Annotated in this window: 13 protein-coding genes; 10 read left to right on the forward strand and 3 right to left on the reverse strand. The window is 71.9% G+C overall.

The features are described 5' to 3' along the window. The first annotated feature begins 56 nt into the window (after positions 1-56). Positions 57-803, forward strand: a complete 747-nt coding sequence (locus tag ACZ418_RS29920; RefSeq protein WP_468369031.1) for an MBL fold metallo-hydrolase — start codon at positions 57-59, stop codon at positions 801-803. Positions 804-834: 31 nt separating this feature from the next. After that, a complete protein-coding gene (locus ACZ418_RS29925; RefSeq protein WP_468369034.1) occupies positions 835-2,070 on the forward strand; it encodes a DUF4032 domain-containing protein in 1,236 nt (411 codons plus the stop codon). A 1-nt stretch (position 2,071) separates the two neighbouring features. Here ACZ418_RS29925 and ACZ418_RS29930 read toward each other — a convergent pair whose 3' ends face one another. After that, positions 2,072-2,938: a universal stress protein gene (locus tag ACZ418_RS29930; protein ID WP_468369036.1), complete on the reverse strand. Its 867-nt coding sequence runs from the start codon at positions 2,936-2,938 to the stop codon at positions 2,072-2,074. 230 nt (positions 2,939-3,168) lie between these two features. Here ACZ418_RS29930 and ACZ418_RS29935 point away from each other — a divergent pair, with 230 nt between their 5' ends. Genes ACZ418_RS29935 through ACZ418_RS29945 form a run of 3 tightly spaced genes read left to right on the forward strand, consistent with a single transcriptional unit; the run spans position 3,169 to position 6,672 of the window. Further along, positions 3,169-4,845 carry an NAD(P)/FAD-dependent oxidoreductase gene (locus ACZ418_RS29935; RefSeq protein WP_468369039.1) on the forward strand — a complete coding sequence of 559 codons (1,677 nt, stop codon included), beginning with the start codon at positions 3,169-3,171 and terminating at the stop codon, positions 4,843-4,845. Between the two features lie 16 nt (positions 4,846-4,861). Beyond that, complete coding sequence (locus ACZ418_RS29940; protein ID WP_468369042.1) at positions 4,862-6,322, forward strand: ATP-binding protein; 1,461 nt, start codon at positions 4,862-4,864, stop codon at positions 6,320-6,322. Continuing rightward, positions 6,319-6,672: a UBP-type zinc finger domain-containing protein gene (locus ACZ418_RS29945; protein ID WP_468369045.1), complete on the forward strand. Its 354-nt coding sequence runs from the start codon at positions 6,319-6,321 to the stop codon at positions 6,670-6,672. The genes ACZ418_RS29940 and ACZ418_RS29945 overlap by 4 nt, the downstream gene beginning before the upstream one ends. Here ACZ418_RS29945 and ACZ418_RS29950 read toward each other — a convergent pair. Both ACZ418_RS29950 and ACZ418_RS29955 read right to left on the reverse strand, forming a co-directional pair. Then, positions 6,593-7,897, reverse strand: coding sequence for an SGNH/GDSL hydrolase family protein (locus tag ACZ418_RS29950; protein ID WP_468369048.1), 1,305 nt, complete (start codon positions 7,895-7,897; stop codon positions 6,593-6,595). The two genes, ACZ418_RS29945 and ACZ418_RS29950, sit on opposite strands and share 80 nt — an antisense overlap. A gap of 332 nt (positions 7,898-8,229) precedes the next feature. Continuing rightward, complete coding sequence (locus tag ACZ418_RS29955; RefSeq protein WP_468369051.1) at positions 8,230-10,017, reverse strand: M4 family metallopeptidase; 1,788 nt, start codon at positions 10,015-10,017, stop codon at positions 8,230-8,232. Between the two features lie 319 nt (positions 10,018-10,336). On the opposite strand from ACZ418_RS29955, the gene ACZ418_RS29960 reads away from it, so the two are divergent. The 5 genes from ACZ418_RS29960 (at position 10,337) to ACZ418_RS29980 (ending at position 15,660) form a co-directional block, all read left to right on the forward strand. Further along, positions 10,337-11,533, forward strand: a complete 1,197-nt coding sequence (locus ACZ418_RS29960) for a serine hydrolase domain-containing protein (RefSeq protein ID WP_468369053.1) — start codon at positions 10,337-10,339, stop codon at positions 11,531-11,533. 39 nt (positions 11,534-11,572) lie between these two features. Then, on the forward strand, positions 11,573-12,250 hold the full coding sequence (locus ACZ418_RS29965; RefSeq protein WP_468369056.1) for an AIM24 family protein: 678 nt from the start codon (positions 11,573-11,575) through the stop codon (positions 12,248-12,250). 169 nt (positions 12,251-12,419) lie between these two features. Further along, complete coding sequence (locus tag ACZ418_RS29970) at positions 12,420-13,460, forward strand: tetratricopeptide repeat protein (protein WP_468369058.1); 1,041 nt, start codon at positions 12,420-12,422, stop codon at positions 13,458-13,460. Beyond that, positions 13,457-14,476, forward strand: a complete 1,020-nt coding sequence (locus tag ACZ418_RS29975) for a polyprenyl synthetase family protein (RefSeq protein ID WP_468369061.1) — start codon at positions 13,457-13,459, stop codon at positions 14,474-14,476. Before ACZ418_RS29970 ends, ACZ418_RS29975 begins: the two co-directional genes overlap by 4 nt. A gap of 221 nt (positions 14,477-14,697) precedes the next feature. Then, positions 14,698-15,660: a threonine/serine dehydratase gene (locus tag ACZ418_RS29980; protein ID WP_468369064.1), complete on the forward strand. Its 963-nt coding sequence runs from the start codon at positions 14,698-14,700 to the stop codon at positions 15,658-15,660. Positions 15,661-15,829 lie beyond the last annotated feature (169 nt).

The following is a 15,829-nucleotide window of genomic DNA, read 5'->3' on the forward strand; positions in this document are numbered from 1 at the left end:
CCGACACATCTGGTTGGCTGTCCCGGACGGTCAGCCGCACAGGGTTCGGGGAGATCATGCGGGCAGAGGTACACCAAGTCGCCGACGGCATCCATCTGGTGCACGGCAACCACGTCAACTGGGTGATCCTGAAGGACGGGGACGCCGTCACCCTGGTGGACACCGGCTATCCGGGAGACCGCCAGGGACTCCTCGAATCCCTCGCCGAGGTGGGCAGTTCACCGGAGGCGGTCGCCGCCGTGCTGATCACCCACGCGCACAACGACCATCTGGGTTCGGCCGAGTACCTGCGCACCACCCACGGCACCCCCGTGTACCTGCACCCGGCCGAAGTGCCGCACGCGCGACGGGAGTTCCTGCAGCAGGCCTCCATCGGCGACGTGGTGCGCAATGCCTGGCGGCCGGGCGTCCTGCCCTGGGCGGCCCATGTGATCCGCGTCGGCGGCACCGACCACAACCCGGTCACCGCTCCCGAGCCGTTCCCCGGCGAGGGCCCGCTGGACCTGCCCGGCCGCCCCGTGCCCGTGCACACCCCGGGCCACACCGACGGCCACTGCGTCTACCACCTCCCCGAGGCGGGCATCGTCATCTCCGGCGACGCCCTGGTCAGCGGCCATGCGACCTCGCGGGTCAAGGGACCGCAGATACTGCTCGACTTCTTCCACCACGAGCGGGCCGGGGTCGTGGCCTCCCTCGAGACGATCGGCGCGCTGGACGGCGACACCCTGCTGCCGGGCCACGGGCCGGTCCACCGGGGTTCGGTGCGCGCGGCGGCCGAGCAGGCCCGGGACCGGGCCTCCTAGAACACTCGCACGGGGCCTTAGGGTTCGTGCCATGGCCTTGCAGATCAGTGCCACGAACCCGGAGCACCCCGCGCTCCTGCTCGCCCTGCCCTGGGACGTGCCCCTGGAGGAGTGGCCCGAGGAGTACCTCGTGCCGCTCCCGAGGGGCATCTCCCGGCACGTCGTGCGGTACGCGCACGCCGGCGACGAGGTGATCGCCGTCAAGGAGCTCGCCCAGCGCCCCGCGCTGCGCGAGTACGAGCTGCTGCGCGACCTGGACCGGCTCGGTATCCCCGCCGTCGACCCCCTGGCCGTGGTCACCGGCCGCACCGACCGCTCGGGCGCCCCGCTGGAGCCGGTGCTGATCACCCGGCATCTGCGCGGCTCGATGCCGTACCGCTCGATGTTCGAGACGACCATGCGCCCGGCCACCATGCACCGGCTGATGGACGCCCTCGCCGTACTGCTGGTCCGCCTCCATCTGGCCGGGTTCGCCTGGGGCGACTGCTCGCTGTCCAACACCCTCTTCCGGCGGGACGCGGGCGCCTACGCCGCCTATCTGGTCGACGCCGAGACCGGCGACCTGCACTCGCGGCTGAGCCCCGGGCAGCGGGAGTACGACCTGGATCTGGCCCGGGTGAACATCAGCGGAGAGCTGCTGGACCTCGAGGCGTCCGGTGCGCTGCACCCGTCCGTCGACCCGGTCGAGTTCGGGCACGAGATCTGCACCCGGTACCAGGGCCTGTGGCAGGAGCTGACCCGCACCTCGGTGTACCCGGCGGGCAAGTACCACTACATCGAACGCCGGATCCGCCGTCTGAACGACCTCGGCTTCGACGTGGCCGAGATGCAGATCGAGCACTCCTCGAACGGCGACACCGTCACCTTCGTGCCGAAGGTCGTCGACGCCGGCCATCACCAGCGTCAGCTGCTGCGGCTGACCGGCCTGGACGCCGAGGAGAACCAGGCGCGGCGGCTGCTGAACGACCTGGAGAGCTGGATGGCCACCCAGGACGACTACGCCCCGGGCGACCCCCTCGCCGCCCGCCCGGAGGTGCTGGCCCACCGCTGGGTGCGGGATGTGTTCCGGCCCACCGTGCGGGCCGTACCGGTTCGGCTGCGCGGCTCGATGGACCCGGCCGAGATCTACCACGAACTCCTGGAACACCGCTGGTACCTGTCCGAGCGCGCCCAGCACGACATAGGCCTCGACACGGCCGTCGAGGACTACATCGAGAACGTCCTGCCCAAGGCGCGGACCGGTCTGGAGCCGACCGAGGCCGGGTAGCTCACCCGTGCGGGACCACGGCGACCGGACACTCGGCGTGGTGCAGCATCCCGTGGGCGACCGAGCCGATCCGGCCGCCCACGGCCGTACGGTGCGCACGGCGCCCGACGACCATCAGCTGGGCTCGATCGGCCACCGACAGCAGCACCTGGCCCGCGCTGCCCATCTCGACGTGCTCGGCCACGGGCACCTCCGGGAACCGCTCCCGCCAGGGCCCGAGCGCCTCGGTCAGCGCCTGCCGCTCATAGGGTTCGAGGCCGCCCGCGTCGTCGAGGAGCCTGAGCGAGCCGGGGCTGTAGGCGAAGACCGGCGGCAGGGTCCACGCCCGGACGGCCCGGACGGCCGCGCCGCGGGCCGCCGCCGTCTCGAACGCGAACCGCAGGGTGGCCGCGCTGTCCTCCGGGTCGCCGTGCTGGCCGACGACGACGTCCCGCCCGGCGGCCTCGGCGGCCGGCTGGTCCCCGGCGCGCACCAGGACCACCGGCCGGGTCGCCTCGGCGATCACCTGCCGGCCGACCGAGCCCAGCAGGAAACCGAGGACGGGCCCCTGCCCCCGCGAGCCCAGCACCAGCATCTCCGCCTCCGCCGCGGCACGGGCCAGCGCGTGCACGGGCTCGCCCTCGACCACGTCGACGCCCACCTCCAGCTCCGGATGCCGCTCGGCGACGGCCCGCACGGCCTCCGCCACCCCTTTCGACACCCATCGCTGCTGGGTGCTCCGGTCGGCGGTGGCGAGCGACTCGGCGTACCGCCAGGCGTGCACCACCCGCAGGGGCAGCCCACGGCGTACGGCCTCCCGACCCGCCCAGTTCAGCGCGGCCAGGCTCTCCTCGGTGCCGTCCACCCCTGCCGTGATCGGGCATGTCATGCGTGGGCCTCCTCGTCGTCGCCGCTCTCGTGCTGCTGGTGCCCACTATCGGGCACCGCCGCGCGCACGCACGACGATCTCCTCCACGAGCCGTCGGGCGATCCCCCGGGCTGGCACTGCCCGATGTATCCCAGGGCGAACCGGGGCCATCGAACATACGATGGCTGCGAACCGGTGCGGTGGTCCCCACGACATCGCCCCGTGGAACCGACGCTCGGGGTGGGAGACGTATGGCACAGGCCGCCGACGCAGCGCGAACCGTCATCCTGACCGTGGACGACGACCCGGGGGTCTCCCGTGCCGTCGCCCGCGACCTGCGGCGGCGCTACGGCGAGTCGTACCGGATCGTGCGCGCGGAGTCCGGCGAGTCCGCGCTCCAGGCCCTGCGCGAGCTGAAGCTGCGCGGCGACCTGGTGGCGGTGATCCTGGCCGACTACCGCATGCCGCAGATGAACGGCATCGAGTTCCTGGAACTGGCACTGGACGTGTACCCGGGTGCGCGCCGGGTGCTGCTGACCGCGTACGCGGACACCAACGCGGCGATCGACGCGATCAACGTGGTCGATCTGGACCACTATCTGCTCAAGCCCTGGGACCCGCCGGAGGAGAAGCTCTACCCGGTCCTGGACGACCTGCTGCAGGCCTGGCGCAGCAGCGCCTACCGGCCCGTGCCCAGCACCAAGGTCGTCGGGCACCGCTGGTCGGCGCGGTCGTCGGACGTGCGCGAGTTCCTCGCCCGCAACCAGGTGCCGTACCGCTGGTACTCGGTGGAGGAGCCCGAGGGGCAGCGGCTGCTGGCGGCCGCCGGGCAGGACGGGCGGCGGCTGCCGCTGGTGATCACGCCGGACGGCACCGCACTGGTCGAGCCCGAGGCGCCGGAGCTGGCCGCGCGGGTGGGGCTGGCGACCACGCCGACGGCCGACTTCTACGACCTGATCGTGATCGGCGGCGGGCCGGCCGGGCTCGGTGCGGCCGTGTACGGGGCCTCCGAGGGGCTCAGGACCGTGCTGGTGGAGCGGTCGGCGACCGGCGGGCAGGCCGGGCAGAGCTCCCGGATCGAGAACTACCTGGGCTTCCCCGACGGCGTCTCCGGCGCCCAGCTCACCGACCGGGCGCGCCGGCAGGCGGCCAAGTTCGGCGCGGAGATCCTCGCCGCCCGCGAGGTGACCGGACTGGAGGTCAACGGCGCCGCGCGGGTCGTACGGTTCGCGGACGGCACGGCGATCGCCGCGCACAGCGTGATCCTCGCGACCGGCGTGCAGTACCGGCAGCTGGAGGCCGCCGGCTGCATGGATCTGACCGGCTGCGGGGTGTTCTACGGTTCGGCGCTGACCGAGGCCGCCTCCTGCCAGGGGCAGGACATCTACATCGTGGGCGGCGCCAACTCGGCGGGCCAGGCCGCGATGTATCTGTCCCGGGGCGCGAAGTCGGTGACGCTGCTGGTGCGCGGCCCCGATCTGTCGGCCTCGATGTCGCACTACCTGATCCAGCAGATCAACGAGGCGCCGAACATCTCCGTGCGCCCGCACACGGCGGTGGACGCGGCGCACGGCACCGACCACCTGGAGCAGCTGACGCTGCGTGACACCGTGACCGGGGAGAGCGAACGGGTCGACGCGCAGTGGATGTTCGTGTTCATCGGTGCCGCCCCGCTGACCGACTGGCTGGGCGACGCGGTGCTGCGCGACGAGCGCGGGTTCATCCTGGCCGGGCCCGATCTGACGGCCGACGGGCGGCCGCCGGCCGGCTGGGAGCTGGACCGGCCGCCCTACCACCTGGAGACCAGCGTGCCCGGCGTGTTCGTGGCGGGAGACGCCCGTGCCGAGTCCGCCAAGCGGGTCGCGTCCGCCGTCGGCGAGGGAGCCATGGCCGTGATGCTCGTCCACCGGTATCTGGAACAGTCATGAACGATCTGGAGCAGACATGAGCGGGCAGATCATGCCGTGCAATCCCAAGGAGATCGGCTCGCTGTTCCTCTTCGAGAAGCTGAGTCCCGAACAACTGGGCCGGTTGTGCGCCGAGGGGCGGATCGAGCTGTTCCAGCCGGGCCCGGTGTACACCGAGGGCGACCCGGCCACCTGCTTCTTCGTGATGATCGAGGGCACGGCCGTGCTCTCCCGCCGGGTCGGCGGCGACGATGTGGAGGTCTCCCGCACCTCGCAGCGCGGGGTGTACGCGGGCGCGATGCAGGCCTACCTCGGCGACCGGGTGCGGCAGGCCTACAACAACTCGATGCGGGTGACGGAGCCGTCGCGGTTCTTCGTGCTGCCGGCGGACATCTTCGCGGACGTCATGACCGAGTGGTTCCCGATGGCCGTGCATCTGCTGGAGGGTCTGTTCTTCGGGGCGAAGCGCACCCAGGCGGCGGTCGGGCAGCAGGAGAGGCTGCTGGCGCTGGGTTCGCTGTCGGCGGGGCTCACGCACGAGCTGAACAACCCCGCGGCGGCGGCCGTACGGGCGACGGCCACGCTCCGCGAACGGGTCGCGAAGATGCGGCGCAAGCTCGCCGTGATCGCCGAAGGCCCCTTCTCCCGTGACGCGTTGGCGAGCCTGATCGAGATCCAGGAGCGCACCGCCGAACGGGTCGCCAAGGCTCCCGTGCTCAGTCCGCTGGAGACCGCCGACCGGGAGGACCTGCTCAGCGACTGGCTGGACGACCACGGCATCGACTTCGGCTGGCAGGTGGCGCCCACCTTCGTGCAGGCCGGCCTCGACGTCGACTGGTTGGAGCAGGTCGCGGCGGCGGTGGACGAGGAGATCCTGGCCGGCGCGATCGGCTGGCTCAACTACACCATCGAGACCGAGCTGTTGATGAACGAGATCGAGGACTCCACCACCCGGATCTCGCATCTCGTGGACGCGGCCAAGCAGTACTCACAGCTGGACCGGGCGCCCTACCGCGTGGTGGACGTGCACGAACTCCTCGACAGCACCCTGCTGATGCTGTCCGGCAAGATCGGCCCCGGTATCGAGGTCGTGAAGGAGTACGACCGCACGCTCCCGCCGGTGCCCGCCTATCCGGCGGAGCTGAACCAGGTGTGGACCAACCTGATCGACAACGCGGTGTCGGCCATCGACAGCGCAGGCGGCACGGGCATGTTGACCGTGCGGACCGCGCTCGACCATGAGCGGCTGCTGGTGGAGTTCCGGGACACCGGGCCCGGTGTCCCGCCCGAGATCAAGGACCGGATCTTCGACCCGTTCTTCACCACCAAGCCGGTCGGCCAGGGCACCGGGCTGGGCCTGGACATCTCCTGGCGGATCGTCGTCAACAAGCACCACGGCAGCCTGCGTGTGGAGTCGGTGCCCGGCGACACCCGCTTCCAGGTGCTGCTGCCGCTGACCGCCGAGACGCCGGCGGAGGAAGTGGAGGAAATCGCATGAGCACTGTCGACGGAGTCGCCCCGGGCGTCCCGCCCAGCGGCCCGGGATGCGTGGAGTGCGAGGAGGCCGGCGGCTGGTGGTTCCATCTGCGCCGGTGCGCGCAGTGCGGGCACATCGGCTGCTGCGACGACTCCCCCGCGAAGCATGCCACCGCGCATTACCACGCCACGGGGCATCCGGTGATCCGGAGCTACGAGCCGGGCGAGGAGTGGTTCTGGGACTACGCGACGGACGAGATGTACACCTCGGGTCCGGAGCTGGCCCCGCCCGTCAGCCATCCCGCCGATCAGCCTGTGCCGGGCCCGGCGGGGCGGGTTCCGGCGAACTGGGCGGAGACGCTGAGGGGTTGAGTGCCGGTGAGCGGGTGCAGTCGAGGCTGCCGAGGTCGACGGCGTCGGCCAGCGCCCGCATGCCCTTGTCGTCGGGGTGGAGGTGGTCACCGTCGTCGAGGAACGGCAGCAGCCGTGCGGAGTCGTGCGGGCTGCGCAGGGCGCGGTCGAAGTCGGTGACCGCGTCGAACTCCCCGCTGGTCCGGATGAACCGGTTCACTTCCCGGCGTACGGCCTCGGCGGCCGGGTCCCATTCGGGCCGGCCCTCGAAGGGGCCGATGGTGGCGGCGACCACGCACTTCCCCGCCGCGTGCACCCGCTCGGCGAGCTTCCGGTACCCGGCGATCAGGTCCTGCGCGGTGACGCCGGTATGCGCCTTGAGGTCGTTCACCCCCTCGAAGAGGAAGACGGTGCGCACTCCGGGCAGGGACAGCACGTCCCGGTCCAGCCGGTGCAGCGCGCTCCGCCCGGCGCCGTCGGCGAGTACCTGGTTGCCCGAGATGCCTGCGTCGGCGACGCCCTGGACTGCGGCGTGGGCTGTGTTCAGGCGCCGCGCCAGGTAGTCGGGCCAGCGGCGGTCCAGGTCCACGGTGGAGTGCCAGCCGTCGGTGAGGGAGTCGCCGAGCGCGACCACGGCCCCGCCGGCGCCGCGGGACGGACGTACGGACACGGCGTCGAGGTACCACCAGGACCCGGTGGTCTGCGTCCAGTCGGTGCCGCTCTCCTCGGCGGTGTGGTCGCCCTGGCCGGTGTAGGAGGTCTGCATCGCCAGCCAGTGACCGGTCGCCGGTCCTGCCGGGGCCGGAGTGTGCAGGCTGACCACCAGATCCGTGCCGGGGCGCAGCCGGCCGGGCAGCGGGTCGCTCCAGGCGGTGGCACCGGCCGGCACGATGACCGTACCGGCGCGGCCGAAGGTCAGCCGGCGGTTGCTGCCCGGCCGCAGGGCGGCTCCCTCGCTGCGCACCCCGGCGTAGACGCTGTCGACGGTCAGCGGCCGGTCGCCGAAGGCGTTGCTCAGACGGACGCGCAGATCCTCGCCGCCGACGCTGGTGTGCACGATCAGGCGGTAGTCCTGTCCGGCGGTGCCCTCGCCCAGGCGGTCGGCGCTCGCCGCCCAGGTGACGACCCCGGAGGCCCGCTCGGCGGACGCGGGCAGAGCGGCCGCCCGGCCGGGCGCGGACTGGCAGACGACGGCCGTGAGCAGGACGGCGGCGACGCGGCCGACGCGGCCGAACCGGCCGGTCATCGCGCGGGGTCCCGGAGTGTGACGGACCCGCCGGGTCGCATGCGGACCGTCCGGGACGGACCTGCGTATCCCACGCAGGTCATGGTCCCGCCGCCGCCGCGGATGCGCACCTCGGTGGGTTCCCCGTCCCGCCGGTGCAGGTCGGCGACGGGCCCCGGAGCGGCCCCGGCCCCCGGTCGTCGGGCCGTCCCCCGCCCGGGCTGACGTGCCCCGAGGGTGTCCGGGGACATCGGGGACATCCGTCCGCTCCTCCGGCCGGAGGCGGTTCGCGCGCATCCCGGACATGCGGATGCCCCGCGCGAGGCGGGGCATCCGGTGGTGCTGCGGCCGCGTCAGTGACGGGCGGCCGGCGTGTTGGCGGCGGTGACGTTGACCGCGGCCCACGCCTTGTCCACCGTCTTGTACTCGGTGCTGTTCGCGCCGTACAGGTCCTGGGCCGCCTTCAGCGTCGCGACGCGCGCGTCGTGGAAGGAGGTCGTGGAGACCATGTAGCGGGTGAGCGCACGGTAGAAGATCGCGGTGGCCTTGGCGCGGCCGATGCCCTTGACCGTGGAGTGGTCGTAGGTCGGCGAGTAGTACTTGACCCCGTTGATCGTCTTGCTGCCGCTGCCCTCCGCCAGGAGGTAGTAGGCGTGCGAGGAGACACCGGAACCGGCGTGCACCTCGGTGTAGTAGGTGTCCGGCGACCAGTAGTCGATCGTGCCCTCGAGCTTGTCGAGCGACGGGTGGTCGAGACGGCGCAGGAACTTCTGTGCGAGGCCCAGCTTCTCGCCGATCAGGTAGTCCGGCGTGTCCTTCTTGTTGTTGGTGAAGAACTCGACGTTGGAGCCGAAGATATCCGCGAGCGACTCGTTCAGCGCGCCGGGCTCACCGTACTGGTTGCCGTCGGAGTCGACGTACGTCGGCTCCAGCTTCGCGGTCGCGTCCACCACACCGTGGGTCAGCTCGTGGCCGGTGACGTCGAGGACGACGAGCGGCTTCTTGAAGGTCTGGCCGTCACCGTCGCCGTACAGCATGCAGTTGCAGGTCGGGTCCCAGAAGGCGTTGGCGACCTTCTTGCCCCAGTGGACCATGCCCTGGGCGGCCTTGCTGTTGTTGGCTATGCCCTTGCGGCCGAAGGTCTTCTTGTAGAAGTCCAGGGTCTGGGTGATGCCGTACTGGGCGTCGGCGGCGGCGCTGGCACGGTTGCTGGTCGTGCCGTTGCCCCACACGTTGGTCGTGCTGGTGAACTTCGTGCCCGCGCTGAACTTCTCCGTGTACGAGCCCTTGGCGTCCCGCGTCTCGGTGCCGTACCGGCTCGGGTCCTTGAGCTGGTAGTGGCCGCGCGAGGTCGCCGTGGTGGTCAGGCCGACGCTGCCCACGAAGAGGGTCTTGCCGGTTCCCTTGGCGGCCGACGGGTAGGTCGTGGCGCCCAAGGAGCCGGAGCCGAGCAGGCCGGCCTCCGGGGAGGCGGAGCCGATGCCGGTGGCCGGGTCGACGGTCTCGCCGTGCTTGCGCAGGCTCTCCAGCAGCTTCGGCGACAGGAACTCGTCGCTGTCGGGCGTGTTGCTGCGCACCTTGCCGGTGACGGCGTCGATGACGACGGTGTTGGTGCCGTTCTGGTCGGCGACGGTCACCTGGTAGGCGAGGGCGGAGGAGCCGCCGCGCGCGTCGACGACCAGCTGGGCGGTGCCCGCGTCGCCCTTGGCGGCCTGGGCGGCCTTGGCGGCGGCCTGGTCCGCGGTCAGCTTGGCCTTGGTGGTGGCCGGCTCGACGGCGTGGCCGGCGGCGCGGGTCACGCCGGCGTACGCCAGCTTGTGGTCGAGGTGGACGATGAGGTCGCCGCCGAGCACGGGCATGCCGTCGTGCGTGCGCACGAAGCGGACGTGCCGGGCGCCCTCGGGGTCGATCATCACGTCCTGCGCGTGCAGTTCGTCGCCCTGGGAGACGCCGGTCGCCGTGGCGTGGGCAAAGGCCGCGGTGCGCGCCGCCTCAACCACCGCGGTGGCGTTCGTGGTGGCGGACGCCGAGGACCGCTCCACCCCCGTGGAGGGACCCGCGAAAGCCGTACCTGCCAGGCCCGTGGCAGCGGTCGTCACCGCGATGGCGACGGCGACACTGCGTATGTGCGGTCTACGCAAGGATCAGGGTTCCTTCGTTTCGAAGGCAGCCGGGATCACCAACCGCCTTGAGACATGACGCGGTTCGCGTCACGGGGGCTGGTCGGGCCCCAGGGCGTAACCCTTACGGATCAGTCATGTCCACGTAAAGGCGGAATGATCGATTTCGCGACCTTCTATGGCAATCCTTTACGAATGCATGCCACAGAGTGATCACCGGCTGACCAACTGTGTGTCGGCTGTGGAGACGTGGACTCAATCCCCTAGGTTCCAAAGCCGGAATGTGACCGATGTCGCATCACACCTCGTACCGGTTCGTATCGCTGAAAGCGGGTGACGGATGGTCAGGGCAACGGTGGGGCGGGGCGCGGTCCTCGGAGCGGTCGCGCTGTCGCTCCTCGCGCTCCCGGCGCGGGCCGCGACCGGAGAGCCGGCCGCCCGGGCGGCCGCGGTTGCCCGGGCGGCCCTGCCGGCACCCGACACCGCCGGCCTCGCCGCGGTACTGCGGTCCGCGGTGGACCGGGGCGCGCCGGGCGCCCTGGCCCGCATCGACGACCACGGCCGGACGTACGAGGCGACGAGCGGAGTCGCCGACCTGAGCACGCGACGGGCCATCAGCGCCGCCGACCGCTTCCGTGTCGGCAGCGTCACCAAGACCTTCTCGGCCGTCGTCCTGCTCCAGCTCGCCGACGAACACCGGCTGGCGCTCGACGCGCCGGTCAACCGCTATCTGCCCAAGCTGCTGCCGGACGACCGCATCACGGTCCGCCACGTGCTCGGTCACCGCAGCGGACTGTACGACTACACCGACGACCTGTTCGCCGACACCGTGTCCGGCTTCGAGGCGGTGCGGAACAAGGTCTTCACCTACCGTCAGCTGGTCGGCCTCGCCCTGAAGAAGCCCCGCACCAACGCGCCGGGCGCCGCGTACTCCTACTCCAACACCAATTTCGTGGTGGCGGGCATGCTCATCGGGAAGCTCACCGGGCACTCGCTGCGAACCGAGTACGAGAACCGCATCTTCAAGCCGCTGCGGCTGCGGGACACCTTCTACGTGCATCCCGAGACGGGCATCCCGGGCCGGTACGCCCGCGGATACCTCACCCCGGACAAGGCCGGCGACCCGCTGGTGGACTCCACCGAGCAGACGGTGTCATGGGCGCAGAGCGCGGGGGCGATCATCTCCAGTGCGCGGGATCTCGACGCGTTCTACGGCGCGCTGCTCGGGGGCAGGCTGCTGTCCTCGGCACGGCTGCAGGAGATGGAACGCTTCACTCCGGTCAACAGCACGACGGCGTACGGGCTGGGGCTGCGGCGGCGCGCCCTGTCGTGCGGGATCTCGGTGTACGGGCACACGGGGGTGGTGCAGGGGTACTCCACATACGCCTTCGCCACGAAGGACGGAAAGCGGAGTCTCACGGCCTTCGCCAACACCTCCAACAACGCGAAGGTCTCGGATGCGCTGGCGAAGGCATTGGATGCGGCGTTCTGCGAGAAGAAGGCAGCCAAGGGGTGGTGGAGCAGGCACCTTCCGTGATCTTGGCGGAACGACACCCTCCGGGACACCATGCCCCGCATGAAGGGTGATCTCTTTTCCAGTGCGCACGTGGTGCAGCCGGCCGTGGAGCCGGGCATGTCCGTCGAGAACGCCAAGTGCATCAGGTACGCCGTGAACGGCGAGATGTACGCCCGCCAGGGCGCGATGGTCGCCTATCGCGGCAGCCTCAAGTTCGAGCGCAAGGGCCAGGGCGTCGGCGGCATGCTGAAGCGTGCCGTCACCGGTGAGGGGCTGCCCCTGATGGCGGTGCGCGGGCAGGGCGAGGCCTGGTTCGCGCACGAGGCGCAGAACTGTTTCATCGTCGAGGTCGAGCCCGGCGACCAGTTCACGGTCAACGGCCGCAACGTGCTGTGTTTCGACGCCTCGCTGTCGTACGACATCAAGACGGTGAAGGGATCGGGCATCGCCGGCGGCGGCCTGTTCAACAGCGTCTTCAGCGGACAGGGCCGGCTCGGTCTGGTCTGCGACGGAAACCCGCTGGTCATCCCGGTCTCCGCGCACTCCCCGGTGTACGTCGACACGGACGCGGTGGTCGGCTGGACCGCGCACCTGGAGACCTCACTGCACCGCTCCCAGTCCATCGGCTCGATGCTGCGCGGCGGTTCCGGCGAAGCCGTGCAGCTCATGCTCCAGGGCGAGGGGTTCGTCGTGGTGCGCCCGAGCGAGCTGACCCCGCAGAAGGCCCAGCAGCACTGAACCTTCACAGGGTGATCCGCGTCGCACGGGCAACCCCCTTCGCCGTACCCGCGTCTTGATCGGCAACAGACCGACACGTCCCGGTCCCCGCGGCCGGGGCGCTTTCCCGAGACGCTATACACGCGACGTATACACGTGATGTATACGCGTCGTGTATAGAAAGGCATGCATGTACGGCAAGGCTTTCGCACCCGAGTACCAGGGCGCCCTGACCACCCTGTCCGTGAACTCCTCGCTCGTCGATGTGCTGGCGGAGGGCACCGAGAAGCTGCGCGAGGCCGAGCGGTCCGGGCACTCCGCCGAGGCGGCCCGCTGCGGGCTCGCCGTCGCCGAGGCGCACCGGCGGCTCGGCCACACGGCAGACGCGGACCGGGCCTGGAAGGCGAGTTACCGTGCCGCCCGCGCGGCCGGCGACACCGCCGCGATGGCGTGGGCGCTGTGGAGCGGCGGCACCCTCGCCCGCCAGCGCGGGGCCTTCCCGCTGGCCTGGCGGCTGCTGGGACTCGCGGCCGAACTCGGCGAGCGGGGCGGCGACATCGTCGTCCGCGGCTACTCGCTGGCCGGTCTCGCGGAGACCGGGCGCATCCAGGGCGACTACGCGGCCGTAGGGCGCCTGCACGAGCAACTGCTGGCCGAGGCGCGCAGGCGCGGGGAGGCCCGGCACACGGTGTGGGCGCTGGAGGGCATCGCACAGATGCACCGCAACACCGGCGACCACGACCGGGCGTACGCGCTGTTCGAGGAGGCCGCGGAGATAGCCGAGCGGGCGGAGGACCGGCGCGGGCACGCCTGGGCGCTGCGCGGACTCGCCGACATCCTCTCGGTGCGCGACAAGGACACCGAACGGGCACTGGAGCTGCTGTCCCGTGCCGAGACCTCCTGCCGGGCGATGAACCTCTCCAGCGCGCTCGCCTACAACCACAAGATGCGCGGCAACGTCCTGTACCGGGCCGGCCGTTACACCGAGGCGCGGGACATGTACGAGCTGGCGCTGGAGGAGTTCCGAGCGATGAGCGAGCCGCGCGGCGAGGCGCTGGCCCGGCTGGGCCTGGCCAAGTCGCTGGCGCAGCTGGGCCGGGACCGGTCCGCGACGGCGGCCGAACTCGCCTACCTGGCCAGGATGTTGGAGCGGAGTGGGCTGAAGCACGCCCGGGAGATGGTGGCCCGGGCCCAGGAGGAGTTCGGTCTCGACGCGGAGGGCGCCCGGTGACCGCCGTACAAGCTCCGCCTTCCGCCCCCGAGGTGCTCGGCCGCTGCCGGGAGTTGGTTCAGCCGGCGCTTCGGGAAGCGGTCGGGCGGCTGCATCCGTGGGTGGCCGAGATGGCCGGGTACTCCTTCGGCTGGTGCGAGGTCGGCGGGGCACCCGCCGCCGCGCCGGGCGGCAAGGGCGTACGGCAGGCGCTGGCGGTGCTCGGCGCCGAGTCGGCGGGCGCCGACGGAGGGGCCGGCGTGCCGGCCGCGGTCGCCGTGGAGCTGGTGCACGCCTTCTCACTGCTGCACGACGACATCATGGACGGCGACGCGACCCGGCGCCGCCGCCCCGCCGTGTGGAAGGCGTACGGCACGGGCCCCGCGGTACTGGCCGGCGACGCCCTGTTCGCGCTGGCGGTGGAGACCCTCGCGGCCGTGCCGCAGGGCGCCGGCGCCGTACGGCTGCTGTCGGCGGCCCTCGCCGACCTGGTGCGCGGGCAGGCCGACGACCTGCTGTTCGCCACCCGGCCCTGGACCGGCCCGGAGCGGGTCACGCCCGAGGAGTACCGGTCGATGGCGGAGGGGAAGACCGGCGCGCTGCTGGGCTGTGCCGCCGCGCTGGGCGCCGTGCTCGGCGGGGCGGGCGAGGCCACGGCCGGCGCGCTGGACCGGGCCGGACGGCATCTCGGTGTCGCCTTCCAGCTGGTCGACGACGTGCTGGGCATCTGGGGCGACCCGGCCGTCACCGGCAAGCCCGTGGGCGGCGATCTGCGGCAGCGCAAGAAGACGTACCCGGTGCTGGCCGCACTCGGTTCCCCGGCGGCCCGTGGGTTGCCCGAACTGCTCGACGCGCCGGGACGGGCAGGGCAGGCCGCCGCGCTGATCGAGGCGGCGGGTGGGCGTACGGCGGCGCTGACCGAGGCCCGCGCGCACACGGCAGCCGCCCGGGCGCTGCTCGCGCAGGCACCGCTCGCCACCGAAGCCGCCGGACAGCTCATCCGACTCCTCGACCACCTGACGGACCGCGAGCTGTGACCCCACCCGGCCTCCGCAGCCCACCCACTGCTCGACTCGCCACAACGGGCCGTGCAGCACCGTTGGCCGCGGCGGCCGCCGGGGGCCGGCTCCGGCTGCTGGGCCTCCTGGTGGGCCGCGAGTCGTAAGCGGGCTGCGAAACCGTGTTGACCTCGGGAGTCCGCACGGGTCAGGGTGCGAACGGCGCGGCCCACACCCCCGCGCCGGAAGGGTGAAGCACCTTGATCGGCATCAAGGAGATCGAAGCCGAGGCGGAGCGGATCGCCGGGCATGTCGTGCGGACGCCGACCGTGCCGAGTCCGGGCCTGACCGAGCTGCTCGGCGTCCCGGTCACCGCCAAACTCGAACTGCTCCAGCGCACCGGTTCGTTCAAGGCACGCGGGGCGACGGCGAAGCTGCTGTCGCTGAGCGAGGCCGAGCGGGCGGCGGGCGTCGTCGCGGTCAGCGGCGGCAACCACGGGATCGCCCTCGCGGTGATGGCCGCGGCCCTCGACGTGAAGGCGACCGTGGTCATGCCCCGTACCGCGCCCGAGCGTTCCGTCGCGCTCGCCGAGCAGGCGGGTGCGCAGGTGCGGCTGACCGACGGCATGGACAGCGCCTTCGCGCTGGTGACGCGGCTCAGGGACGAGGGGCTGACCCTGGTCCACCCGTTCGACGATCCGGTGGTGATCGCCGGACAGGGCACGGTCGGGCTGGAGTTGGCCGAGGACGCGGAGGACGGCCTGACGGACGTGGTGGTCAGCATCGGCGGCGGTGGGCTGATCGCCGGGGTCGCCGCGGCCCTCGCCGCCCGGCGTCCAGGGGTCCGCGTCTGGGGTGTGGAGACCGAGGGCGCCGAGGCCGTGTCCGGCGCGCTGAAGGCGGGCGGACCGCTGCCGGTGCCCCTGTCGTCGCTGGTCACCACGCTCAGCGCGCCCTCCGCGTCCCAGCTGACGTACGACCATGTGTCGGCGCTGGTGGAGGAGGTGCTGGTGGTGCCGGACCGGGACGCGGTGCAGGGATCGCTGGACCTCGCCGACCACGCCAAGGTGTGGGCCGAGCCGGCCGCGGGCTGTCTGCTGCCGGCGGCCCGCCAGGTCGTGGCCCGGGTCGGCGACGGCGCCCGGCTCGGACTCGTGGTGTGCGGCGGCAATACGACACCACGGGAACTGACCGGCTGGGCCGCGCGGTTCGGACTGCTGTGAGCCAGGGCCGCACCCGGGAATTTACCCTCGGTTACCCGCAGGTCGAACGACCCCCGGGTGCGGCCATCCCAAACTCGAAAGCCCTTTCGAAGAATTGAATGAAAGGCAGGAACGGCACCGGACTCGCGGATTCTTTGAACGCACCCCCGCACGCCCCGCGTACCTCTGT

This window comes from Streptomyces sp. NPDC030820 (genome assembly GCF_055572075.1).

Bases quoted from the DNA above. Each gene is read 5' to 3' on its own strand.
- ACZ418_RS29970 (WP_468369058.1), top strand. From the start codon at position 12,420: ATGTACGGCAAGGCTTTCGCACCCGAGTACCAGGGCGCCCTGACCACC.
- ACZ418_RS29940 (WP_468369042.1), top strand. From the start codon at position 4,862: ATGAGCGGGCAGATCATGCCGTGCAATCCCAAGGAGATCGGCTCGCTG.
- ACZ418_RS29935 (WP_468369039.1), top strand. From the start codon at position 3,169: ATGGCACAGGCCGCCGACGCAGCGCGAACCGTCATCCTGACCGTGGAC.
- ACZ418_RS29925 (WP_468369034.1), top strand. From the start codon at position 835: ATGGCCTTGCAGATCAGTGCCACGAACCCGGAGCACCCCGCGCTCCTG.
- ACZ418_RS29920 (WP_468369031.1), top strand. From the start codon at position 57: ATGCGGGCAGAGGTACACCAAGTCGCCGACGGCATCCATCTGGTGCAC.
- ACZ418_RS29930 (WP_468369036.1), bottom strand. From the start codon at position 2,938: ATGACATGCCCGATCACGGCAGGGGTGGACGGCACCGAGGAGAGCCTG.
- ACZ418_RS29960 (WP_468369053.1), top strand. From the start codon at position 10,337: ATGGTCAGGGCAACGGTGGGGCGGGGCGCGGTCCTCGGAGCGGTCGCG.
- ACZ418_RS29965 (WP_468369056.1), top strand. From the start codon at position 11,573: ATGAAGGGTGATCTCTTTTCCAGTGCGCACGTGGTGCAGCCGGCCGTG.
- ACZ418_RS29945 (WP_468369045.1), top strand. From the start codon at position 6,319: ATGAGCACTGTCGACGGAGTCGCCCCGGGCGTCCCGCCCAGCGGCCCG.
- ACZ418_RS29950 (WP_468369048.1), bottom strand. From the start codon at position 7,897: ATGACCGGCCGGTTCGGCCGCGTCGGCCGCGTCGCCGCCGTCCTGCTC.